20 protein-coding genes and 2 riboswitches are annotated in these 23,475 nt (G+C 64.9%); of the genes, 8 read left to right on the top strand and 12 right to left on the bottom strand.

Annotated elements, in window-relative coordinates; all coding sequences use genetic code 11:
• Positions 1 to 59: 59 nt before the first annotated feature.
• From IVB24_RS27380 to IVB24_RS27370, 3 genes are read left to right on the top strand one after another with little or no spacing between them, the layout of a single operon-like run.
• Positions 60 to 797, top strand: coding sequence for a molybdopterin-binding protein (locus tag IVB24_RS27380; protein WP_247769663.1), 738 nt, complete (start codon positions 60 to 62; stop codon positions 795 to 797).
• Between the two features lie 36 nt (positions 798 to 833).
• A complete protein-coding gene (gene gpt, locus IVB24_RS27375) occupies positions 834 to 1,361 on the top strand; it encodes a xanthine phosphoribosyltransferase (protein ID WP_063195254.1) in 528 nt (175 codons plus the stop codon).
• Positions 1,362 to 1,384: 23 nt separating this feature from the next.
• Positions 1,385 to 2,047 (top strand): hypothetical protein, encoded by a 663-nt coding sequence (locus tag IVB24_RS27370; RefSeq protein WP_247769662.1) that lies wholly within the window; start codon positions 1,385 to 1,387, stop codon positions 2,045 to 2,047.
• A 25-nt stretch (positions 2,048 to 2,072) separates the two neighbouring features.
• Here IVB24_RS27370 and IVB24_RS27365 read toward each other — a convergent pair whose 3' ends face one another.
• Positions 2,073 to 3,095, bottom strand: coding sequence for a methionine synthase (locus tag IVB24_RS27365; protein ID WP_247769661.1), 1,023 nt, complete (start codon positions 3,093 to 3,095; stop codon positions 2,073 to 2,075).
• A 121-nt stretch (positions 3,096 to 3,216) separates the two neighbouring features.
• Between IVB24_RS27365 and IVB24_RS27360 the strand changes: the two genes are divergently transcribed.
• The 3 genes from IVB24_RS27360 (at position 3,217) to IVB24_RS27350 (ending at position 5,637) form a co-directional block, all read left to right on the top strand.
• Positions 3,217 to 3,918 (top strand): glutathione S-transferase N-terminal domain-containing protein, encoded by a 702-nt coding sequence (locus IVB24_RS27360; protein ID WP_094972519.1) that lies wholly within the window; start codon positions 3,217 to 3,219, stop codon positions 3,916 to 3,918.
• Positions 3,919 to 4,051: 133 nt separating this feature from the next.
• Entirely contained in the window at positions 4,052 to 4,660 is a 609-nt protein-coding gene (locus IVB24_RS27355; RefSeq protein WP_247769660.1) for a 2-hydroxychromene-2-carboxylate isomerase, read from the top strand.
• Positions 4,660 to 5,637 carry an NADPH:quinone oxidoreductase family protein gene (locus IVB24_RS27350; RefSeq protein WP_247769659.1) on the top strand — a complete coding sequence of 326 codons (978 nt, stop codon included), beginning with the start codon at positions 4,660 to 4,662 and terminating at the stop codon, positions 5,635 to 5,637. Before IVB24_RS27355 ends, IVB24_RS27350 begins: the two co-directional genes overlap by 1 nt.
• A gap of 103 nt (positions 5,638 to 5,740) precedes the next feature.
• On the opposite strand, the gene IVB24_RS27345 is transcribed toward IVB24_RS27350, so the two are convergent.
• The 9 genes from IVB24_RS27345 to IVB24_RS27305 all read right to left on the bottom strand — a co-directional run bounded on the left by IVB24_RS27345 (position 5,741) and on the right by IVB24_RS27305 (position 17,611).
• Positions 5,741 to 6,631: a crotonase/enoyl-CoA hydratase family protein gene (locus tag IVB24_RS27345; protein WP_094972157.1), complete on the bottom strand. Its 891-nt coding sequence runs from the start codon at positions 6,629 to 6,631 to the stop codon at positions 5,741 to 5,743.
• 141 nt (positions 6,632 to 6,772) lie between these two features.
• Positions 6,773 to 8,194: an amidase gene (locus IVB24_RS27340; protein WP_247769658.1), complete on the bottom strand. Its 1,422-nt coding sequence runs from the start codon at positions 8,192 to 8,194 to the stop codon at positions 6,773 to 6,775.
• Positions 8,187 to 9,359, bottom strand: a complete 1,173-nt coding sequence (locus tag IVB24_RS27335; protein ID WP_094972156.1) for a M20 aminoacylase family protein — start codon at positions 9,357 to 9,359, stop codon at positions 8,187 to 8,189. Before IVB24_RS27335 ends, IVB24_RS27340 begins: the two co-directional genes overlap by 8 nt.
• Positions 9,360 to 9,373: 14 nt before the next feature.
• Positions 9,374 to 10,879, bottom strand: coding sequence for a M81 family metallopeptidase (locus IVB24_RS27330; protein ID WP_247769657.1), 1,506 nt, complete (start codon positions 10,877 to 10,879; stop codon positions 9,374 to 9,376).
• Between the two features lie 236 nt (positions 10,880 to 11,115).
• Positions 11,116 to 12,765 carry an ABC transporter ATP-binding protein gene (locus IVB24_RS27325; protein ID WP_247774182.1) on the bottom strand — a complete coding sequence of 550 codons (1,650 nt, stop codon included), beginning with the start codon at positions 12,763 to 12,765 and terminating at the stop codon, positions 11,116 to 11,118.
• Between the two features lie 14 nt (positions 12,766 to 12,779).
• Complete coding sequence (locus IVB24_RS27320) at positions 12,780 to 13,667, bottom strand: ABC transporter permease (RefSeq protein WP_140480334.1); 888 nt, start codon at positions 13,665 to 13,667, stop codon at positions 12,780 to 12,782.
• Between the two features lie 21 nt (positions 13,668 to 13,688).
• Positions 13,689 to 14,630 (bottom strand): ABC transporter permease, encoded by a 942-nt coding sequence (locus IVB24_RS27315; RefSeq protein WP_162308617.1) that lies wholly within the window; start codon positions 14,628 to 14,630, stop codon positions 13,689 to 13,691.
• A gap of 165 nt (positions 14,631 to 14,795) precedes the next feature.
• Positions 14,796 to 16,097, bottom strand: coding sequence for a D-amino acid dehydrogenase (locus IVB24_RS27310; RefSeq protein WP_140480333.1), 1,302 nt, complete (start codon positions 16,095 to 16,097; stop codon positions 14,796 to 14,798).
• A 68-nt stretch (positions 16,098 to 16,165) separates the two neighbouring features.
• Positions 16,166 to 16,279, bottom strand: a riboswitch (glycine riboswitch).
• Between the two features lie 3 nt (positions 16,280 to 16,282).
• Positions 16,283 to 16,386: riboswitch (glycine riboswitch) on the bottom strand.
• A 94-nt stretch (positions 16,387 to 16,480) separates the two neighbouring features.
• Positions 16,481 to 17,611 carry a M20/M25/M40 family metallo-hydrolase gene (locus tag IVB24_RS27305; protein ID WP_247769656.1) on the bottom strand — a complete coding sequence of 377 codons (1,131 nt, stop codon included), beginning with the start codon at positions 17,609 to 17,611 and terminating at the stop codon, positions 16,481 to 16,483.
• A 268-nt stretch (positions 17,612 to 17,879) separates the two neighbouring features.
• Here IVB24_RS27305 and IVB24_RS27300 point away from each other — a divergent pair, with 268 nt between their 5' ends.
• The gene (locus tag IVB24_RS27300) at positions 17,880 to 19,490 is read left to right on the top strand and encodes an ABC transporter substrate-binding protein (RefSeq protein WP_094972151.1); all 1,611 of its coding nucleotides are present in this window, start codon (positions 17,880 to 17,882) and stop codon (positions 19,488 to 19,490) included.
• 279 nt (positions 19,491 to 19,769) lie between these two features.
• Here the strand turns inward: IVB24_RS27300 and IVB24_RS27295 are convergent, their stop codons facing one another.
• Entirely contained in the window at positions 19,770 to 21,020 is a 1,251-nt protein-coding gene (locus IVB24_RS27295; RefSeq protein WP_247769655.1) for a multidrug effflux MFS transporter, read from the bottom strand.
• A gap of 311 nt (positions 21,021 to 21,331) precedes the next feature.
• Here IVB24_RS27295 and IVB24_RS27290 point away from each other — a divergent pair, with 311 nt between their 5' ends.
• A complete protein-coding gene (locus tag IVB24_RS27290; RefSeq protein ID WP_247769654.1) occupies positions 21,332 to 22,702 on the top strand; it encodes a hypothetical protein in 1,371 nt (456 codons plus the stop codon).
• Here IVB24_RS27290 and IVB24_RS27285 read toward each other — a convergent pair.
• A complete protein-coding gene (locus IVB24_RS27285; protein WP_247769653.1) occupies positions 22,666 to 23,469 on the bottom strand; it encodes a class I SAM-dependent methyltransferase in 804 nt (267 codons plus the stop codon). The genes IVB24_RS27290 and IVB24_RS27285 overlap by 37 nt on opposite strands.
• Positions 23,470 to 23,475: the final 6 nt, after the last annotated feature.

Here is a 23,475-nt window from a genome sequence, read left to right as displayed (position 1 = left end):
CGCGTGACTTCAACGCGTTACCTCGGCAAAGTCGGGACCAGAGGTGAGGGACTTAAGGTATGAGCGAGATCGTCACGGCGGGCATTCTGGTCATCGGGGATGAAATCCTGTCCGGCCGGACCAAGGACAAGAATATCGGCTTCATCGCCGAATACCTCACTAATATCGGCATCGACCTGAAGGAAGTCCGGGTCGTCTCCGACGACGAGCCCGACATCATCGCGGCCCTGGATGCACTGCGGCGTCGCTACACCTATGTCTTCACCACCGGCGGCATCGGCCCGACCCATGACGACATCACCGCCGACAGCGTCGCCAAGGCGTTCGGCGTCGGCATCGACCATCACCCGGAGGTGGTCGCCCGCTTTAGGGAGCGCTGGAGCGAGCAGGACCTCAACGAGGCCCGCCTGCGCATGGCCCGCATCCCCGACGGTGCCGAACTGATCCAGAGTGCCACCATCCTCGCCCCCGGCTTCAAGATCGGCAATGTCATCGTGATGGCCGGCGTGCCCTCGATCATGCAGGCGATGATGGACATCGTCTCGCCCAAGCTGAAATCGGGCGTGCGCATGCTCTCCGAATCGGTCCGCGCCAATGCGCGTGAGGGCGATATCGGCAGCCCCTTGCGGGAAATCGCCGCCGCCCATCCCGACACCATCATCGGCAGCTATCCCTTCATGGACGAGGAGCAGAAGCCGAATACGAACCTCGTGGTGCGCTCGCGCGATGCGGACAAGCTCGCGGCAGCGATGGCCGCGGTGAAGGAAATGCTGGCGGGATTGAACATCACCCGTTAGCAGGGAATTTGCCGGCAGGCGAAGCAGGAGACGACAATGGCTGGTGAAGCACCGGAACTGAGCGCACAGGAGCGGGCGGGCAGGGCCTTCCCGGTCTCGTGGGACCAGTTCCACCGCGACTGCCGGGCACTGACCTGGCGGCTCAACGAGGTCGGCCCGTTCCACGCCGTGATCGCGATCACCCGCGGCGGCCTGGTGCCGGCCGCGATCGTGGCGCGCGAGCTCGGCGTGCGTGTCATCGATACGGTCTGCATCGCCAGCTACGACCACGACAAGCAGGGCGAGCTCCAGGTCCTCAAGGGCATTTCGGAACAGGCCATGAAGCTCGGCGGCGGCACCGGCAAGGGGCTCTTGATCGTCGACGACCTCGTCGACACCGGCAAGACCGGCAGGCTGGTGCGCGAGATGCTGCCCGATGCGCATTTTGCCACCGTCTACGCCAAGCCGAAGGGCCGCCCGCTGGTCGACACCTTCATCACGGAAGTCTCGCAGGACACCTGGATCTTCTTTCCCTGGGACACCGCGTTGTCCTATCACCCGCCGCTGCGCGACGGCGCGGCGTGATCAGAGCGAGTGGCGAGTAGCGAATGGCGAGTAGCACTGTCCCCACTCGCCATTCGCCACTCGCTACTCGCCCTCTTCAGAACCGCGTCACGCCCACCGGCGACATCATCGCCACGCCGCATCGCGGCCTGTTCACCGGCAATCGCGGCATCATCCACGATCCCGCGACGAAGACGCTGCTGAACAAGCGCTGGTCGTCGCCGGCGTGGATTACATGTCTGTGTGAATTCCGCGGCTGGCGTCGGCCGGTGATGGCGCGGCGGAGCTGGACCGAGTTGTTCTTTCTCGACGAAGCCACCGCCTTTGCCGCCGGCCATCGTCCCTGCTTCTTCTGCCGACGCGCCGATGCCAACCGCTTTCGCGCGGCGTGGGAGACGGGGAATGGCGTGAGCAAGGTGAGTGCGAAGGCGATGGACGCCCAGCTCCACCTGGAGCGTCTGGATCATGGCCGCAAGCGCCTGCACGCGCTGCCGATGCCGGTGGCAGAATTGCCCGACGGCGCGATGGTGCAGCAGGGCGAGGAGAGCTTTCTGGTGGCGAAGGGTCGGTTGTGGCGATGGTCGCCAGCCGGCTATGTCCGCGCCAGCAACGATCTGGAGAGCCCGATGCTGCTGACACCTCCGTCCACATTGCGTGCGCTGAGCGCCGGATATCAACCGGCGCTGCATCCGACGGCGCTGGATTAGCAGAGCGGCCTGCGGGCCCCCGCCATTATCCCAGCTTCTCGCGGGCCAGCGCGGCGCCGGCGCCGAGCGCCATCAGCTTGGCTTCGGCGATCTCGCGCCGCATCGGCGCCATGCCGCAATTGGTGGTGGCGATGATGTTGCTCTTGGGCACGAATTTCGACACCGCGTCGATCGTCTTGACGACATCCTCGGCGGTCTCGACCGTGTCGCTGGCGACGTCGATCACGCCGGCCTGCACGATCTTGTTCTTCAGGAGCGCGAGCAGGTCGAGCGGCACCTTGGAATTGCGGCACTCGATCGCGACCTGCTGGATCGGGCTGGCGTCGATCGCCGGAAAGATCTGCTCGTATTGGCGCCACTGCGTGCCGAGCGTCTCCTTCCAGTCGGTGTTGGCCTTGATGCCGTAGCCGTAGCAGATGTGAACGGCGGTGGCGCAGGTCAGCCCCTGCGCGGCCCGCTCCAGCGCCTTGATGCCCCAATCGTTGACCTCGTCCATGTAGACATTGAAGGCGGGCTCGTCGAACTGCACGAGATCGACACCATCGGCCTGCAAGGCCTTGGCTTCCTCGTTCAGCAGTTCGGCGAAGGCGAACGCCATCTTGACGCGATCGCCATAGTAGCGATCGGCAATGGTGTCGATGATGGTCATCGGGCCGGGCAGGGTGAACTTCAGCTTCCTCTTGGTGTGCGTGCGCGCCACGCGCGCCTCGAAGGCGTGGACGCGTTCCTTCAGCCGTAGCGGGGCGACCACCTGCGGCACCATCGCCTTGTAGCGGTCCTTGCGGATGCCCATCTCGACCTTGTGGGCGAAATCGATGCCTTCGATCTTCTCCAGGAAGCCGTGCACGAAATGCTGCCGGGCCTGCTCGCCCTCGGTGAGGATGTCGATTCCGGCGTCCTCCTGGATCTTCAGCCAGATCAGCGTCGCATCGCGCTTGGCGCGCAGCAGCTCGTCGCCCTGCGCCTTCCAGGGGGCCCAGAGCATGTTGGGCTCGGCGAGCCATTCCGGCTTCGGCAAGGAGCCGGCGATCGTGGTTGGAAACAGCATGGCGGCCCTCCCGGCGGGTTGTGTTGCGCCCCTTCCTGCCATGTCCTAACGTCGAGGTACAGAACAACAAAAGTCGCTCTCCAGTCCGGTGACGAAAGCAGGGAAGGCCAAAGGAAAGGTCATGATCGACCTCTATTACGCGCCGACGCCGAACGGCTGGAAAATCTCGATCATGCTGGAGGAACTCGGGCTTCCTTACACCGTGAAGCCCGTCAACATCCGTGCCGGCGAGCAGTTCAGCCCGGAGTTTCTCGCGATCTCCCCGAACAACCGGATTCCCGCAATCGTCGATCACGCGCCCGCCGATGGCGGCGAACCGTTCTCGGTGTTCGAGACCGGCGCGATCCTGATCTATCTCGCGGAGAAGACCGGCCGCTTTCTGCCCACCGATTTGCGCGGACGATCCACCACGATTCAGTGGGTGATGTGGCAGATGGCAGGCCTTGGTCCGATGCTCGGCCAGCACGGCCATTTCGCGCTCTATGCGGCGGAGAAGATCCCCTATGCGATTGAACGCTACCGCGACGAGGCCGCGCGGCTCTATGGCGTGCTCGACCGGCAACTCGGCAAGACCGGCGCCTATGTTGCCGGCGACTATTCCATTGCCGACATCGCCTGCTTCCCCTGGACCATGACCCACAAGGCGCAGGGCTTTACGCTGGACGACTATCCGAACGTCAAACGCTGGTATGCCGAGGTCCGCGCCAGGCCGCAGGTGCAGGCGGGGCTTGCGATCGGAAAGTTCGTGAAAGAGCCGTTCGACGAGGAATCACGCAAGATCATGTTCGGGCAACGGGCTAAGGAAGTGTTGGGAAAGAAGTAGTGCCTGTCCCTCATGGTGAGGAGCGCCGTAGGCGCGTCTCGAACCATGAAGGCCCGACTGTCACCCGTGGCCATCCTTCGAGACGGCCGCTACGCGGCCTCCTCAGGATGAGGTCCGTCACAAAGGAAACGCCATGATCGAATTCTTCTTCGACTGCTCGAGCCCCTGGACCTATCTCGCCTTCCACAATATCCAGCCGCTCGTCAGGGAATTGGATGTCGAGATCGTCTGGCGGCCGATCCTGGTCGGCGGCATCTTCAACACGGTCAATCCGAGCGTCTATGCGCAGCGCGAGACGCCGGTGCCGCTGAAGGCGCGCTACATGAAGAAGGACCTCGCCGACTGGGCGCGCTCGGCCGGCCTTGCGATCAAGATGCCGCCGACCGTGTTTCCCGTCAACAGCGTCAAGGCGATGCGCGGCTGCATCTGGCTCGGAAAGGACATGGTGCCGTTCGCGACGGCCGTGTTCGAGGCCTATTGGGGCGAGGACAAGGACATCTCGCAGGACGCGGTGCTCGCGGAGATCTGCAAGCGGATCGGCATCGACGAGAAGGGATTCTTCGCCGGCATCTCGGCGCAAGCGATCAAGGATCAGCTCAAGGCGAATACGGAAGAGGTCGTCGCCCGCGGCGGCTTCGGCTCGCCGACGATCTTCGTCAACAAGACCGACATGTATTTCGGCAATGACCGGCTGCCGCTGATCCGGGATGCGCTGTTGCGCAGCAAGGCGAGCGCGGCCTGATGGTGCGCGCCGTCGTCTGTCGCGCGCTCGGCGCGCCCGAAACCTTGCGGCTGGAAGAGTTTCCGTCGCGCGCCCTGAGGCCGGGCGAGGTGCGGGTCGCGATCCGTGCCGCCGGGCTGAACTTTCCCGACGTGCTGATGGCCGCCGGCCAATATCAGCTCAAGCCCGAGCTGCCGTTCACGCCCGGTATGGAAGCCGCCGGTGACGTCACCGAAATCGGCGCCGAGGCGAGAGGTGTAGCCGTCGGAGACAAGGTCATCGTCAAGATGCGGCACGGCGCGTTCACTGACGAGGCCGTGGTCACGCCGTCGCAGCTCACGCCGATGCCATCGACGTTCGACTACGCCGAGGCCGCGACCTATCTCGCCGGCCACGGCACCGCTTATCATGCGCTGATCGATCGCGGCCGGATCGAGCCGGGAGAGGTGCTGCTGGTCCATGGCGCCGGTGGCGGTGTCGGCCTTGCCGCCGTCGAGATCGGCAAGATGCTGGGCGCGACCGTGATCGCGACCGCCTCCAGCGACGAGAAGCTCGTCCTCGCCAGGGCGCGCGGCGCTGATCATCTCATCCGCTATGACCGCGAGCCGTTTCGCGATGCCGTCAAGCGCATCACCGATGGTCGCGGCGCGGACGTCGTGTTCGATCCCGTCGGCGGCCAGGTTTTCGAAGACTCGATGCGCTGCATCGCCTGGGGCGCGCGGCTGCTGGTGATCGGCTTCACCGGCGGCATCGGCTCGGCCAAGACCAACCTGCTGCTGATCAAGGGCGCCAGCGTCCTCGGCGTGCGCGCGGGCGAGGCCGTGCGGAAAAATCCGGCGCTCGGGCAGGTGCGCCTCAAGGCGCTGCTGCAATGGGCGGAGGAGGGCAAGCTGCGCCCGAACATTTCGCACCGTCTGTCGCTGGAAGATTATGCGAAGGCGATGCGGCTCTTGCTCGACCGCAAGGCTATCGGGCGCGTGGCGCTGGTGATGGAGTGACGGTGCCGTAGGGTGGGCAAAGGCGCTCTTGCGCCGTGCCCACCATGTCTCTCGATCGCGAAAAGTGCGTGGGCACGCTTCGCTTGCCCATCCTACGAGAGGATCACTTATATTCCCGCTCGCTCCACCACGGGAAATAGTCCGGCATGTCGCTGGACACCTTGTCCTTGAATTGCGCCGGTCGCTTCTCCAGGAACGACACCACGCCTTCCTTGACGTCCCCGGAGCGGCCGCGGGCGTAGATGCCGCGGCTGTCGACCTTATGGGCTTCCATGGGATCGTCGGCGCCCATCATGCGCCACATCATCTGGCGGATCAGCGCGACCGACACAGGTGCGGTCTTGGCCGCGAATTCCTTGGCGAGCGCGCGGGCGGTTGGCAGCAGATCATCGGGGGCAACGACCTTGCTGACGAGGCGGCCGGCGAGGGCTTCCTGGGCTGGGAAGACACGGCCCGAATAGCACCATTCCAGCGCCTGCGAGATGCCGACGATGCGCGGCAGGAACCAGCTCGATGCCGCCTCCGGCACGATGCCGCGCTGGGAGAACACGAAACCGAAGCGTGCAGCATCAGAGGCGATGCGGATGTCCATGGCGAGCTGCATGGTGACGCCGATGCCGACGGCAGGGCCATTCACCGCGGCGATCACCGGCTTGAGGCATTTGAAGATGCGCAAGGTCACCTGGCCGCCACCGTCGCGCACCTGCGGATCGCTGTAGTCCACCTTGCCGTCGGCGAAGCGCTTCACCGGTCCGCGCCGGGCGTCACGATCGAAGGTATCAGCACCTGACGATAGATCGGCGCCCGCGCAAAAACCGCGGCCGGCGCCTGTCACGATGATGGCGCGGACGTTGTCGTCCTTGTCGGCAGCCTCGAACGCGTCGATCAGCTCTGCCTGCATCTGCGCGTTGAAGGCGTTGAGCTTGTCGGGCCGGTTGAGGGTGATGGTGAGGATCTGCTCCGCGACCTCGTATTTGATCGTCTCATACGCCATGGTGGTTTCCTTCCTTGCCTTGAATTCTGTCTCGAAGTGACGTCATGCATGGTCGTCACCGTCCGTCTTGCGCGGACTGGGCATGTGGCGGCCGGTACGAGACCGTGGGTGGCCGGGACAAGCCCGGCCATGACAGAATGCCTACTTCGCCGGCGGCTTGGGCCAGGGCTTCTGCGCTCCGCGCAGGCCCTCAAACGCCTTGGCCATGCCGAGCACGCCGATATCGTCGAAGCGGCGACCGACGATCTGCACGCCGATGGGGAAACCCTTGGCGTCGAAGCCGCCGTTGACGGAGACGGCGGGGTTCTCCGACATATTCCACGGCACGGTATAGCAGATGTGTTCGAACGGCCTCATCGGATCGTTGGTGGGCGAGGCCCATTCCGCCGAATAGTTCACGTTCGGCGCGGTCGGCGAGATCAAATAATCGAGTTCGCAGAACAGCTTTGACGCCGCCGCGCGGATCGCCATGGTCTGGTTGAAGCCGCGGATGACATCGACGCCCGACAGCTTCGCGCCGGATGCGCCCCACTCGAAGATATAGGGCAGCACCTTGGCCTGTTCGGCCGGCGTCAGCTTCGACAGATCGTCCCACATGCGGGCCCGCCAAAAATTGTCGAGGCCGTCGAGCATCTCGCGCGTCAGGATGCCGTCGATCTCGGTGAGGACGGCGCCAGCAGATTCGAATGCCTTTGCAGCTTTCACCGCAACCTCACGAACGGACCTTTCCGCGGGCAGGCCGACGCCGGCATCGAGCATCAATCCGATGCGTAGCTTGCGCGGTGATTTCTCCAGGCCCTTCCAGTTCAGCGGCTCGGCCGGCAGGCTCATGCCGTCGCGCCGGTCGGGCTTTGCGATCACGCTCATCATTAGTGCGCAATCGTCGACCGTGCGGGTCATGGGGCCGGCGACGCGGCCGACATAGGTCGGATCGATCGGCACGCGGCCGAAGCTCGGCTTCAATCCGACGAGGCCGCACCAGCCCGCGGGCAGGCGGACCGAGCCGCCGATGTCGGTGCCGAGATGCAGCGGTCCATAGCCGGCCGCGGCCGCAGCGCCAGCGCCTGCGCTGGAGCCGCCGGGATTCTTGGAGAGGTCCCAGGGGTTGCGCGCGAGTGCGTGGAAGGAGGAGAGCCCGGAGGACAGCATGCCGTAGTCCGGCATGGTGGTTTTGGCGAAGATGATGCTGCCCGCCTCGCGCAGGCGCGCGGCGGGCGGGGCGTCCTTCTCGGCCGGGACGAGCTTGACGCTGGCGGCGCCCAGCGGCACCGGCACGCCCTTGGTCGCGATGTTGTCCTTCACCGTCACGGGTACGCCGTCGAGCGCACCGGACGGCTCGCCGCCGGTCCAGCGCGCAGTCGAGGCCTTGGCGGCCTCGCGCGCGCCGTCCGGATCGAACGCATAGAGCGCCTTCAGATGCGGTTCCCACGCAGCGACGTGCGCGAGCAAATCCTCCAGCACCTCGCTGGGCGAGAATTGCTTGGCGCGATAGCCCGCGATCAGATCGACCGCGGACAGATCGTGCAGCGAGGTGACCGCCTCTTCAACGCTCTTCTTAGGCATGAGCACCAACCGGCATGCGGGTCTCGATGATGCGGGCGAACATGCTGGCGCCGATCGGCAGGATCTTGTCGTCGAGCACGAAGCCGGGATTGTGCACCGGCACCGAGCCGTCATGGCCGACCCAGAAATAGGCGCCGGGAATGGTCTGCAGCATGTCGGCGAAATCCTCGCTGCCCATCTTGGGCTGGGCGCGGGTGATGACGTTGGCGGGGTCGACGATAGTGCGCGCGACTTCCTCGACCACCTTGGACTGCTCGACCTGGTTGATCAGCACGTCGAAGGTGTCGCGGATGTCGACGTCGATCACGCATTCATAGGCACTCGCGATGCCGGCGCAGATCGTGCGGATGCGTTCCGCTATCAGAGTGCGGACTTCTTTCGAGAAGGTGCGGATGGTGCCGCAAAGATGCGCGTCGCCGGGGATGACGTTGTAGGCCGAGCCGGCATGGATCTGCGTGATCGAGATGACGGCGGCCTGGAGCGGCTCGACGTTGCGGCTGACGATGGTCTGGATCGCCTGCGCCAGCGTGGTCGCGATGATCACCGCGTCCTTGGAGCGCTCCGGCATCGCGCCATGCGCGCCGTAGCCGGTGATGCGCAGGTCGAAGAAGTCGGCGCTGGCCATCGCCGGGCCGGGCAGGATCGCGATCTCGCCGTGGTTGAGGTCGGGCGCGTTGTGCAGGCCGTACAGCTCGTCGCAGGGGAACTTCTCGAACAGGCCGTCCTTGATCATCGCGCGGGCGCCGCCGAGACCTTCCTCGGCCGGCTGGAAAATCAAATGTACGGTGCCGTCGAAGTTTTTGGTCTCGGCGAGGTAGCGCGCGGTGCCGAGCAGCATGGTGGTGTGGCCGTCATGGCCGCAGCCGTGGAAGCGGCCGGGGATTTTCGAGCTCCACTTCAGATTGGTGTTCTCTTCCATCGGCAGCGCGTCCATGTCGGCGCGCAGCCCGATGCGCTTGCTGCCCGAACCCTTGCCCTTGATGACGCCGATCACGCCGGTGCCGCCGAGGCCGCGATGCACCTCGATGCCCCAGCTCTTCAGCTTGTCGGCGACGATGCCGGAGGTGCGCACTTCCTCGAAGCCGATCTCGGGATGGGCGTGCAGGTCGCGGCGGATGGCGGTGAGCTCGTCGGCGTAACCGTCGATGCGGTCGATCGTGGGCATGTCTCTCTGTCCGGTTAGCGTGAGGGAGGCGTGAAAACGGAGCCGTTCGGCTTGATGCGGATGCCTGGCCGCAGGCGCGTCCAGGGCAGGGCGGCGGTGTCGGCCGGCATCGCGCCGGGGGCGGCGCAGATCATCAGCTTCTCCGCGATCGGCTCGAAATCGGCGCGGAAATGCACCGAGCTCTTGTTGACCAGAATCTTCTGCTCGGTCGGCTCGATGCCGACATAGCGGTACATCGCCTGGTCGGCGAGTTGCGCCTTGTGCGAGGAGACGACGATTCGGACGTCGCCGATGCGCAAGCAAGCTGAGGGGCCCATCTCCATCTCGCGGCCGCCATAGTACGGGCCGGGCGCGATGAAGCGGCCGTCGGAGAGGTTTTCGACCACGAAGGTCTCGGTATAGGGTTCGTCGCCGGGAATGCCGGACTTGCCGCCGAGCGACAGCGTCACGGTGGCACCGACGCCGGCGTCATGCGCGGCCTTGGCCGAGACCGGATCGTAGATCGCGCCGGTCGCCGCACTCGCTCTGTTGCGGACCAGTGCGCGCAGCATGCCTGTGGTGTCGGAATCGCCGCCGGCGCCGGGATTGTCCTGGGTGTCGGCGATGATGATCGGCTTGCTCGCGCCCTTCGCAAGTTCCATGGCGTGCCGCACGCCGTCGTCGGGCGACCAGATCTTGCCGTCGAAATCGTCCTCGTGGCTTTCGATCAGCTTGACGATCGCATCCGCCGCGCGATCGGCGTCCTCTTGCGTCTTGCCGTAGGCGAACACGCTCGGGCCGCAGTCGCGGAAATCGGCGGCGGGAAAGCCCGGTGCGAAAGACAGCGTCGGAACCGCGTCGGTCTCCAAGGCGGCGAGCTTTTCGTAGATGCCTTTGGTCGGCTGGTCGTTGGTGCATTGCCAGCTGATCGGGATCAGGAACGGCAATTGCCGGAACGCCTTTGCGAAGCGCTGCTTCGTGTTCAGCAGAAGAGCGAGATGCCTTGCAGAGGCACGGCCGGTCTCGGCCATGTCGACATGGGGATAGGTGCGGTAGGCGATCAGCGCGTCGGCGTGTTCCATCATCTCGGGCGTGACGTTGGCGTGCAGGTCGAGGCTGGTGACCAGCGGAACGTCCTTGCCGATGACGCGGCGCACGCGCGCCAGGATCTCGCCTTCGCCGTCGTCGAGATGCTCGGTCACCATGGCGCCGTGCAGATCGAGATAGACCGCATCGAGCGGGCCGGCGGCCGCGATGCCATCGACCATCACCTTGACGATGCGCTCGAAGGCATCCCGGGTGACGTGCGCCGACGGGCTTGCACCGCAGGCGATCGTCGGAACGAGTTCCCAGCCATTGGCCTCTGCGCCGTCGACGAAACCGGCAAGGCCGACATTGATGCGGCGCATCACCTTCAGGACGTCGGCGCCTTCAGTCATCCCCGGCCAGCCGCCTCCATGCTGGAAGTCGGCGAAGGTCGCTTTGGTGGGAGCGAAGGTGTTGGTCTCGTGCAGGAAGCCGCCGACGGCGATGCGTGTCATTCAGTTCAGTCCAATCAATCAAGAGTGCGCGACGTTAGCCCCGGCGTCGCGGCGAGGGCAAGGCGGGAAGCAATCGCACCGCGCATAGGGTCAAGCTGTTTTGGGAATGCTGCTCCACAGTCATTCCGGGGCGCGCCACTTGGCGCGAGCCCGGAATCCCTCGTGCGACACAGATCGCGGCGCGATGGATTCCGGGCTCATCGCTTCGCGATGCCCCGGAATGACGGCCGAGAAAGTTACGCCGTCGCTCCCACGCCTTCCGCCACAGGCCGGAAGTTCGCAAAATCCCAGTCCCGCCCCGGCGCAGCTTCCAGCAGCGCTTTGGTGTAGGCCTCTTTCGGATGCGTCAGCACCTCGGCGGCTGGGCCTTGCTCGACGACGCGGCCGTGCTGCATCACCACGACCTCGTCGCAGATCTGGGCGGCGACGCGCAAATCGTGGGTGATGAACAGGATCGCGATGCCGAGCCGATTCTGGATCTCGTCCAAGAGGTCCAGCACCTGTGCCTGCACCGAGACGTCGAGCGCCGAGACGGCTTCGTCCGCGACCAGCACGTCGGGATCGAGCGCGAGCGCACGGGCAATGGCGATGCGCTGGCGCTGGCCGCCGGAGAACTGGTGCGGATAGCGCGACACGGCGTCGGCCGGCAGGCCGACCAGCTCGAGCAGCTCGCGAGCGCGTTTCATCGCGTCGGCATGCGCGACGCCGTAATTGATCGGGCCTTCGGCGATGCTCTCGCCGACGGTGACGCGCGGGTTAAGCGAGCGGTAGGGATCCTGGAACACGATCTGGATCTTCTGCCGGTGCGGTTGCAGCAGGCGACGTGAGATGTCGGCGATCTCGCGGCCGGCGAGGCGCACGCCGCCGGAGGTCGGATCGATCAGGCGGACGATGCAGCGCGCCACCGTCGACTTGCCGGAGCCGCTTTCGCCGACGATGCCGAGCGTGCGGCCCTTGCGCAGCGTCAGCGTCACCTTGTCGGCGGCGACGACCTCGCGGCCTTTGCCGAAGAACGCGCGCTCCTTGTAGACCTTGCTGAGCTCGTTGGCTTCCAGCACCACGGGCTCGCGGCTGTCCTCGCGCGGCGCCCGCGGCACCAGGCTCGGCACCGCCGCGAGCAGATTGCGGGTGTATTCCATGGTCGGATTGCGCAGCACGGTCTCGAGCGGGCCGGTCTCGACCAGCCGGCCCTGACGCATCACGGCGACGCGGTCGGCGATCTCGGCCACCACGCCCATGTCGTGGGTGATGAACAGCACGGCGGTGCCGTGATCGCGCTGGAGGTCGCGGATCAGGGTCAGGATCTGCTTCTGCGTGGTGACGTCGAGCGCGGTGGTCGGCTCGTCGGCAATGAGCAGCTTCGGCTCGAGCACCAGCGCCATCGCGATCATGATGCGCTGGCGCTGGCCGCCGGAGAGGCGGTGCGGATAGGAGGCGAAGATGCGCTCGACCTGGGGCAGGCGCACCTGCTCCATCATCTCGAGGATGCGCTTCTTGCGCGCCCTGGCGTCGAGACTGGTGTGCGCGCGCAGCACCTCGTCGATCTGGCGGCCGACCGGCACCACCGGATTGAGCGCGGTCATCGGCTCCTGGAAGATCATCGCCATCTGCGTGGCGCGAAGCTGGCGCAGGCGGCGGTCGGTCGCGGTGAGGATCTCCTCGCCGACCAGCTTGACGCTGCCGGCGGTGGGCACCAGCGTTCCCTTCGGCAACAGGCCCATAGTGGTGAGCGAGGTCACCGACTTGCCCGAGCCGCTTTCGCCGACGAGGCACAGCGTTTCGCGCTCGCGGACCTGGATCGAGATGCCGTCGATGATCTTTGGCCCGCCCGGCTTCCTGCCGACGGAGACCACGAGGTTGTTGATGTCGAGGATGGTGTTGGTCATCACTTTATCGGTCATCACTTGCCTTCCCGCTGCTTCATGCGCGGATCGAGGGCGTCGCGGGCGGCATCGCCGATCAGGTTGATACTGAGGATGGCGATCGAGAGCAGAAGGCCCGGCCAGAAGATCAGCGACGGCTTGATCTGGAAGTACTGGCGGCCCTCGGCCATGATGTTGCCCCAGGTCGGCGTTTCCGGCGAGATGCCGGCGCCGAGGAAGGAGAGGATCGCCTCGGTGAGGATGGCGCTCGCGCAGACGTAGGTGCCCTGGACGATCAGCGGCGCGATGGTGTTCGGCATCAGGTGCCGCCACATGATCTTCGGCAAGGACGAGCCGACCGAGATCGCCGCTTCCACATAAGGCTCCTCGCGCGCCGACAGCACCACCGAGCGCACCAGGCGCGCCACGCGTGGAATCTCCGGGATGGTGATCGCGATCAGCACCGTCCAGATGCTGGCGCCTGACAGTGAGACCACGGCGATCGCGAGCAGGATGCTCGGCATCGCCATCAAGCCGTCCATGACCCGCATCAGCACCGCGTCGACCAGCTTGAAGAAGCCGGAGACGAGGCCGATCGCGAGTCCGATGACGATCGAGAGGACCGCCGAGCCGATTCCGATCAGAAGCGAGATGCGGCCGCCATAGAGGACGCGCGAAGCCAGATCACGGCCATAGGCATCGGTGCCGAGCAGGAACTGCGCGGACGCCGGCTTCAATCGCTGCGACGGCGCGAGCTGGATCGGATCATGCGGCGCGATCAGCGGCGCGAGGATCGAGATCAGCACGATCAGCGTGAGCAGGATCGTCGCCATGGCGATGATCGGCGTCGAGGTCAGGAATCCGAAGCGCGGCCGCAGCGGCGACGTGATCGGAATGGACGACTGGGGAAGGGTATCGACCGACATGTTTGTCCTTAAATCCTTGCCTCAGTACCGGATCCGGGGATCAAGCAGGGTGTAGGCGACGTCGATGAGAAGATTGACGACGACATAGATCAGCGACGTCAGCAGGATCATCGCCTGGATCACCGGATAGTCGCGCGCCAGCACCGCATCCACGGTGAGACGCCCGATGCCGGGAATGTTGAACACGCTCTCCGTGACGACGACGCCCGAGATCAGGAGCGCAAAACCGGTGCCGATCACGGTAATGACAGGCACGGCCGCGTTGCGCAGCGCATGCCGCATCATCACGGCGACCTCGTTGATGCCTTTGGCGCGTGCGGTACGGACGTAATCCTCGCCGAGCACGTCGAGCATTGCCGCGCGCGTCATGCGCGCGATCAGCGCGACGTAGATGAAGGAGAGCGCGCAGGTCGGCAGGATGATGCGCTCGAAGAACGGCCCGAAGCCGGCGCTGATGCTCTTGAAGCCCTGCACCGGAACCCAGCGCAGATCGATCGCGAACACCTGGATCAGGATGTAGCCGACCACGAACACGGGCACCGAGAAGCCGAGCACCGACAGCCCCATCACGAAACGGTCGATCCAGGTGCCGTGCTTCCACGCCGCGATCACGCCTAAGGGAACGGCGACGATGACGGCGAGGATGATGGTCGACAGCGCGATCGAGATCGAGGGCTCGACGCGCTGGCCGATCATCTTCATGACGGGCAGGTTGGAGATCAGCGAGGTCCCGAGATCGCCGTGCAGCAGCTTGTTCACCCAGGTGATGAACTGCACGATCAGGGGCTCGTTGAGGCCGAGCGACGTGCGGATGCGCTCCAGCCGCTCCGGGGTGGCGTTGTCGCCGGCGAGGATCGCGGCGGGATCACCCGGCGTCAGCCGCAGCAGCAGAAACACGAACAGCGCGACGACGCCCATCACGGGCACCGCGGCCAGAACGCGACGAATGAGATAACCTAGCATACACCTATCTCCGGCTTCGGAACTTGGGTGGCCGCGAGGCCACCGTCGGATCTGTCGTATCTATCATGCGCGCCTGTCATCCGGAAAAGCCGTCCCTTGCGGGGCAAATAGTGTGCCAAGGGCAGGGCGGTAGCAAGGGGCCGCCCTGCGTGCGATCGGGACCACTCAGGATGCACGGCGTAGCTCGTGCTCGCCCCTGAGCGCGGGCACGGTCGACGGTGCGTTGAGCCCGCGCCAGCCGTCGATGGTGGCGGCAATCATCTGCGCGGTTGCGGCCGACAGCGTCCAGCCGAGATGGCCATGGCCGGTGTTGAAGAACACGCCCGGCAGCCGGCCCGCGCGCACCACCGGCATCATGTCCGGCATCATCGGCCGCAATCCGGCCCATGGCACGACGCGCGACGTTTCGACGTCGGGGAAGTTGCTGCGCACCCAGTCGACCAGTGGTTGCACGCGGTCGGCGCGGATGTCGCGGTTGAAGTCGTTGAATTCGGCCGTGCCGGCCACGCGGAAGCGGTCGGCGCCGAGCCGGCTGGTGACGATCTTGGCGGCCTCGTCGAGCAGGCTGACGGTCGGGGTCGCGTTGCGGCTTGCAGCCGTATCGAGCTGCACGGTGATCGAGTAGCCCTTCACCGGATAGACGTTGACGCGCTCGTTGAGCAGAGTGGCGAAGTGGCGGCTCGCCACGCCGGCGCAGACCACGACGCCGTCCACCTTCAGCATGCCACGCGCGGATACGGCTGCATCGCTTGCCGCAAGATCAGCCCAGCCGATGACGTAGCCGGCGCCGGCTGGGGCGATCGAATCGATGTTGGCTTCGTGGACGAAGGTCGCGCCACGACGCTTGCAGGCCTCGGCAAGTCCGCGCGTGAATTTGTGGATGTCTCCGGTCGCATCCGAGGGCGTGAAGAAGCCGCCGTAATACTCTTTGCGCAGCGTCGGTTCGATGTTGCGGATCTCCTCCGCCGTCACCGGGCGGCGATCGAGGCCTCCCTCCTGCAACAGCGCGTTGACGCGCAGGCCGGATTCGAAACCCTTCTTGTCGTGGTAGATGTGGAGAATGCCGCGGCGTTCGAGATCGAACTCGATGCCTTCGCGTGCCGCGATCTCGAACAGATGCTTGCGGGCTTCGATCGCGAGGCGCGTCGTCTGGATGGTGTTGGCGCGATAGTTGCCGATGTTGGCGACGAACTCGCTCATCCACGAATATTTGTGCCAGTTCGGCCGCGGGTTCATCAGCAATGGCGCATCGCGCCGGAACATCCAGCGCAGGCCTTTCAGGATCGTCGCGGCGCTGTTCCACACTTCGGCATTGCTGGCGGAGAGCTGTCCGCCATTGGCGAACGAGGTCTCCATCGCGGCGTAACGGTGCTTGTCGAGCACCGTCACCTTGTAGCCGCGTTCGAGCAGGGCATAGGCAGTCGTTACGCCGGTGATGCCGGCGCCGATGATCGCGATATGGGTCATGATAGGTTCGGGGCTCCCGTGAGTTAAAGACGGCTAACCGCTGGCCGAAAGGCCGTTGGCGGCGCCCCATCTGTCACGGTTACCTGAGAGCTTGATCCGGCACCGACCCCAAGAAGTCAGCTCCGGACTATCCCCTTCGGTGGACGTCACGACCAGATCCGTCATGCCGTCTCTCTCCAGATCGTCCTGACGATACGGTCCTTTTGCCTGAGAGTTTCCGGGGCGGTTGCTCCGTCGGCGCCGCAAAGAAGGCCAAAACCCGCTTTGCGATCTCTCCCGCGTCGTCGCGTGGACCATCGAGCAGTACGATGCGCCTCATTTTTAGACAAGGCTAAATTTCGCCCTCGGCTGCCACGGTATTGTGCAGTGCACAGGCGCTTCGATCACGCGAGAGTCGCCAGTAGTCCCGCCATCAGGCGGCCGCGCTCGACCAGGCTCTCGACCTCGATATACTCCTCCAGCGTGTGGCCATTGGCTCCACGCACGCCCAGGCCGTCGAGCGTAGGGATCCCCATTGCGCCGGTGAAGTTGCCGTCGGAGCCGCCAGGGGAGCTCGCATGCGGCAGCTCGGCGCCGAGCGACTTGGCGATAGCGCACGCCTTTTCGTAGAGCGCCATCGTGCTCGCGTCCGGCTCCCACACCGGCCGCGTCACGCCGCGTGTCACCTTGAAGGTGACGTCATTGTTGGTGCCCGACAGCGCCAGCATCCGCTCCACGCCGCGGTCGAGATCGGCCTGCCGCTTGGCCATGGAGAGCGCTTCGCCGGTGGCGGTCGTGGCAACGCAATTGACCCATTGCCCGCCATGCACGACGCCGACCGAGAAGGTGCAGTCCTCCGTCGTCATGGCGTCGATGGCGAGAATCTGCCGCGCCATCTCGCGGATCGCCGAGCGTCCCGCCGACAGTGTCGCGCCGGCGTGGCTCGGCCGGCCCGTCGCCTCGAGATTGAAACGTGCGATGGCGTAACGTCCGGTGGTGACGCCGTTGTCGGCGCGGCCGGGCTCCGGCACCAGCACGTATTTGTTGCGCGCGGCCTCGGCTTCGATGATGTCGCGTGTCGAGGGCGTGCCGACTTCCTCGTCCGGCGTGAACAGCACCGTGATCGGCAGCGGCGTGGTGAAGGATGCGCGCGCCAGTTGCCGGATCGCTTCCAGCGAGAGGTAGTTGCCGCCCTTCATGTCGTAAATGCCGGGGCCATAGCACTTGTTGCCCTCGCGCCGCCATTTCAGCTTCTCGATGGTGCCGACCGGATGGACGGTATCCATGTGTCCGGCGATCAGGATGCCGGGCTCGCCTTGCTTCGGATGGGGAAAGCGCGCGCGGACCACGCCGCCGAAGCCCTGCCGGCCCGCGATGCGCTCGATCGTCGCACCCATGATCGCCATATCCCGCGCTGCGATATCGAGCATGCGATTCACGGCCCCGGCGTCCCAGGTCGGGCTTTCGCATTCGACCCAGGTGCGCAGGCCTTCGAGCATGGTCTCGGAATCGAAAGGAAGATTGGCTGGATTCATCTCAATGTCTCTCAAGCTTCGGAAGATGGAACGCGTATTGCATTGCCGCGGTCGGGACGAGTGGAGAGTGTTGTAGAGCCAAACCGATCTTTGTGGAGCCTGTGCGCTTGCCGCCTGGGCCTGCAGCGAAACCGGATTGACGCGCTCGGCACGGTCTGCAAGTCTCGAAAGATAAAGGCGCTGCATGAGGTTAGTTCGCCCAAAGAACGAACCAAATGCTCAATCAATAGCCCGCCTTTGAACAGTTTCACGTCAGGAGAAACTTTTTATGTTGCACTTCATGCGCCGGGGGTCTCGCGCGTTCGCCTCCAAACTCGCGCTGTCTGTCGTCGCGCTTTCAACGGCGTTCGCCTCGCCGGTGCTTGCGGCCGGCAAGACCATCACCGCGGTGATGCATTCGGATCTGCGCATCATCGATCCGATCTTCACCACCGCCTACATCACGCGTGACCATGGCTACATGGTCTACGACACGCTGATTACGACGGATTCGAATTTCAAGATTCAGCCGCAGATGGCGGACTGGAAGATCTCCGACGACAAGCTCACCTACACCTTCACGCTGCGCGATGGCCTGAAGTGGCATGATGGCGCGCCGGTGACGGCGGAAGACTGCGTCGCCTCGCTCAAGCGCTGGGCCGCGGTCGACGGCATGGGCCAGCAGATGATGCAGTTCACCGCCAGCATCGAGGCAACCGATCCCAAGACCATTACGCTGAAGCTGAAGGAGCCTTACGGCCTGGTGCTCGACTCGATCGGCAAGCCGTCGTCGCGCGTCGCCTTCATGATGCCGAAGCGCCTCGCCGAAACGCCGCCGGACAAGCAGATTCCCGAACAGATCGGCTCGGGCCCCTTCAAGTTCGTGGCATCGGAATTCCAGCCGGGCGTGAAGGCGGTCTACGTCAAGAACACTGACTACGTGCCGCGTAAGGAGCCGGCGAGTTGGACCGCGGGCGGCAAGGTCGTGAAGGTCGACCGCGTCGAATGGGTCACCATGCCGGACGCGCAGACCGCGGTGAACGCGCTGCAATCGGGTGACATCGACTTCCTCGAGAACCCGTCGTTCGACCTCGTTCCGGTTCTCGAAGGCAACCCGGACCTCAACGTCCAGGTGCTGAACAAGTTCGGCTTCCAGACGCTCGGACGCATGAACTTCCTCTATCCGCCGTTCGACAATGTGAAGATCCGCCGTGCAGCGCTTCTGGCGATGAACCAGAAGGACGTGCTCGACGCACTCATCGGCAACCCCAAATACTACAAGATCTGCGGCGCCTTCTTCATCTGCGACACGCCTTTCGCGACCGACGTCGGTTCCGAATCGCTGGTCAAGGGCAACGGCATGGCGGAAGCCAAGAAGCTGCTCGCCGAGTCCGGTTATGATGGGACACCGGTCGTGATCATGGCGCCGGGCGACGTCACGACGCTGAAGGCTCAGCCGATCGTGGCGGCCCAGCTGCTGCGTGAGGCCGGCTTCAAGGTCGACCTGCAGGCGACCGACTGGCAGACGGTGGTGAGCCGCCGCGCGAGCCAGAAGCCCCCGAAGGAGGGCGGCTGGAACATGTTCTTCACCAACTGGGTCAGCGCCGACGTGTCCAACCCGATCTCCAATCTCTCGATTGGCGGCCAGGGCAAGAAGGGCGGCTGGTTCGGCTGGGCGGAGGACGCCAAGATCGAGAAGCTCAAGGACGACTTCGTCCGCGCTGGCTCACTCGATGCTCAGAAGAAGATCGCGACCGAGATACAGAAAGAAGCCTACGACCAGGTGATCTACATCCCGCTCGGCCAGTATCAGGCGCCGAGCGCGTGGCGGAAGTCGCTCACCGGCGTGATCGACGGCCCGGCGACGCCGATTTTCTGGAACATCGACAAGACTGAGTAGGCCGGACGCCTGCGTGTGAATGCGAACGGCGCCGCGGGTCTGACCGCGGCGCCGTTTTTTTGAAGCGATCCCTGGATTTGGTCTAGCAGTGGCTGCCGCGCACCTGCTCAAGCCCCTCACTTGCGAATGGCAGGCTGCTGCCCGGCCGATCTTCGGACCATGGGCGCCGGCGGGCGGGTTGTTCGATCTCCCGCCCGGGCCGATCCTCTCTGGTCTCTTGTTCCATCTCGCCATCCTCTCGATTGCTGCGGTACAACATCAGGAGCTGCGACAAGTTCCTCAGGTGGCGCTGCGATGATGCGGCTTGAACAGCCGTCCCTTCTCCACCACCAGCACGATCGCGAGCGCAGCGATCGTCGACAGGAAGAAGCCGACCGAGAACGGCATCAGTGTGCCGTCGAAGCTCTGTCCGATCGCTATGCCGACCACGATTCCGATCAGCGTCGTGATCGAGCCGTAGAGCGAGGAAGCAGTGCCGGCGATGTGGCCCTGCGGCTCCATGGCGAGCGCAGTGAAATTGGCGACCATCATGCCGAACGAGAACATCATGAGCGCCGACAGTGCCATGAACAGCGCGAGCGGTAGCACGTTCAGGATTTCGGTGACCAGCATGACGCTGGCGATGACGGCATAGAGCGTCAGCGCGCCGTGCGAGATCGCGCGCATGCCGAGCCGCCCGACCAGCCGCGAATTGAGGAAGCCGGCGATGGCAACGCCGGCTGCGACCGCCGCAAAGGCAAGCGGGAAATAATGGCCGAGATGATAGATGCCGGTGAACACCTGCTGCGCCGAGAACACGTAGGCAAACAGCGCACCCATGACGCTGCCGGCGGCGATCGCATAGCCGATGGTCTGGCGATTGGTCACGGTCTGGCGGAAAGCGGCGAGGACGTCGGCGGGCGCCAGCGACCGGCGTTCCGACTCGGGAAGGGTTTCCGGCAGCCGCCACACGCTCCATGCGAGCGCGAGCAGGCCGTACAGCATCAGCACCACGAAGATGCCGCGCCACGCCGTCACCAGCAGCACCGCCTGTCCGAACGAGGGGGCGATCACGGGCACCGCGATGAACACCATCATGGCAAGCGACATCACGCTCGCCATGCGGCGGCCGGCATAGCAGTCGCGCACGATCGAGGTCGCGATCACGCGTGTCGCCGCGGTGCCGAGCCCCTGCAGCGCGCGCGCCAGCAGCAGCGTCTCGAACGAGGGTGCCGCGACCGCCAGCACGCTCGCCACCGCATAGACAGCCATGCCGCCGAGCAGCACCGGCCGGCGGCCAAAGCGGTCGGACAGCGGGCCCATGACGAACTGGCCGGCGCCGAAGCCGATCAGGAAGGTCGACAGCACCAGCTGGAGATGGTTCGCAACGGGAATCTTGAAGGCTGCTCCGATATTGGGCAGTGCCGGCAGCATCATGTCCATCGCAAGCGGGTTCAGCGCCATGATGGACGCGATCACGATGACGAATTCCGGAAACCTCATCGGACGGTGTCCCGAGGACACCCAATCGTCGGCATTGACGTCAGACAAGAAGCTCACCTCTGAAATTGAGCGACTTTATCCATCGCTCATGTTGCGTTGCACAACCCATGTTTCGGGATGGCTGGCAGGCGGAGGAGGGGCGGACAAGAATTGGTGAGGAGACCGACCCCGCGCGAGCCGACCCGCGGATTCGGCTCAGGCCCGGAAACCAGTGATTCACTATCCCTCCCTAAAGATCGGCGGCCGGCGGGGCAGGTCGGCCGCGCGGGATGAAACGGAAACGCCTCCTGTCCACTGTGGCGGCCGATCGACGAGGCGCCGCTGGCGCCGCGAGAAGCAGACAGACAAGGTATCCGATTGTGTCTGATGTCACCGGTACAGCACGATGGTTGGAGCCCTCGGCCGACACGGCTTCGAGGCGAAACATCTGGCTTGCCTGCCTGATCGCACTGACCGCGCTCTTGGTGCTTGGCAATCTCGCCAACGACGCCGTGCTCGATGTGAGATATGGCTGGGATACCCGCGTCAATTGCGCGGCGGTGGACGCCTATGCCGGCGGGCTCGATCCCTACTTCGTCAAGAACCTGAAGGGCACCAAGCTCTCTTACCCCTATCTGCCGGTGACGCTGGAGGCCTTCCGTCCTTTCTGCGCGGGCGGCATTCTGGTCGCTCATCACAAAGCTATCTTTCCCGTCCTCGCCGTGCTCTGCGGCCTCCTCTTGCCAGGTCTTGTCTTGCCAGGACTTGTCTTGCCAGGTCTTGGTTTCCAGGGGCATGGCCGAAAGCGCCCGAGCGCTCGCGACGTCGGGCTCAGGGTGCTCTGCACGCTCGGCGCCTTCGTCGGTTTCGAATGGGTGCAGGCGTCGGGCAATTTCGCGATCCTGAGCGGCGTGCTGACCGCGATCGCGCTGAGGCTCCTGCTTTCTCTGCCCACATCCGGGTCGTCGGAGGACAGCAGCTTTCCGTCGCGCCTCGCCGGCGCCGCGCTGCTCGGCCTCGTGATGTCGTTCAAGCTGGTGTTCTTTCCAGTGCTGGCCGCGCTGTACTTCCTGCCGCTGCCGCGCGGTCGCAAGCTGACGCTGATCGCGATGGCTGTGTTCAGCTTCGCCTTGCCGATCCTGATATCGTGGCTGGCCTACCCCGATCTGTTCGCGAGTTGGCAGCTTGCGATGGCCGGAAAGATTCCCGACCAGCACCTCGTCGAACTGTTCGAGAGCAATCCGTCACTGCTGCTGCTGGCGCGGGATCTGATGGGCCATGTGGGCCTGATCGATAGCAAGCCGGCGATCTTCGCAACCTATGCAGTCGCCGCGACCGCGCTGGTGCTCGGACCGTTCGCCCTGTCCGTCCTGCGCTTGATCGGGAAGCGGCCGGCGCACGGAGGAGGCTCGCTTCCCGGGCGGCTGGATCGCTGGCTGATGGATCACCCCCGCGTGGCGATGCGCGTCACGGCGCTGGCGATGTTTGCGCTCTATCTCAGCTCGCCGCGCCTCAAGGAATATGCCTTCTTCGAACTCGCGCTCTATGCCGCGATCCTGCTGGTCGATCTTTCGGCCACGGCGCTCGCCGCCGCGCTCACCGTCGGTCTCCTGATGCCCTCGTTGATCTCGATCGTGGGGAGCTCCCTGGACGACAGTTTCATCCTGCTCTTCAGCGCGCTGATGTTGTTCTGGGTGCTGCTGCTCGACGCCGGTCAGGCGGGCCGGGTGCCGGACACGGTCCAGCTATAGCCGTGGCGGTGGTAGAGCCTCACATCCCCAAATCCGCCATCCGACAGCAGCGCCTCCGCTTCGGCGCGTGTGTAGTATTTCGCGTAGGCGGGATTGAGCTGGTCGTAGATGGTCAAGCGGCGAACGCTGCGCGGAAACTTCGCCAGCACCGAACGCATGTAGGACCGCATCGGTAGCGGCAATATACGGCACAGCCCGATATAGGCCGTCAAGATCCATTCCAGACCATGCGACAGCACCACCAGCAGCCGGTGCGGCAGCAGGACGGTGAGCTTGCGCAGCGGGATCGCTAGCGACAGATAGGTCTCGTTGCCTTCGTGGCCGTAGAGCCAGACGATGCAGCGTCCGCCGGGGCGCAACGCATCGTAGGCCGCACGAACCACCGGCGCCGGTTCGGGGATGTGATGCAGCACACCCATCGAAACCACATAGTCGAGCCCGAGATCGGGCGGCAACCGGTCGCCGGGCACCTGCAGATAGTCGATGCGCTCCGCGCGCGCCACCGTGTTGTCCTTCAGGACCAGCATGGCATCGGAGGGTTCGACCGCGACGACGCGATCCGCTCCGGCATCGAGCAGCATGTTGACGATGCGCCCCGTGCCGCTCCCGATGTCGGCGATCCGCTTGCTTTTGACCTCGTCGAGCGAAAGCAACGGACCGAACAGATCGGCAAGCAGGTCCGCCGAGCCGTAATAGCCGGGGTTCTCGCGGAACGCGGTCCATTGCTCGCCGAAATCGCTGATCGTCTGGTCCTTCAGGTCCGGCATGCGTCC

The organism is Bradyrhizobium sp. 192, assembly GCF_023100965.1.
Taxonomy (GTDB): Bacteria; Pseudomonadota; Alphaproteobacteria; order Rhizobiales; family Xanthobacteraceae; genus Bradyrhizobium; species Bradyrhizobium symbiodeficiens.
The sequence above is the reverse complement of the archived record's forward strand: the minus strand, read 5'-3'. Positions and strand labels throughout refer to the sequence as shown.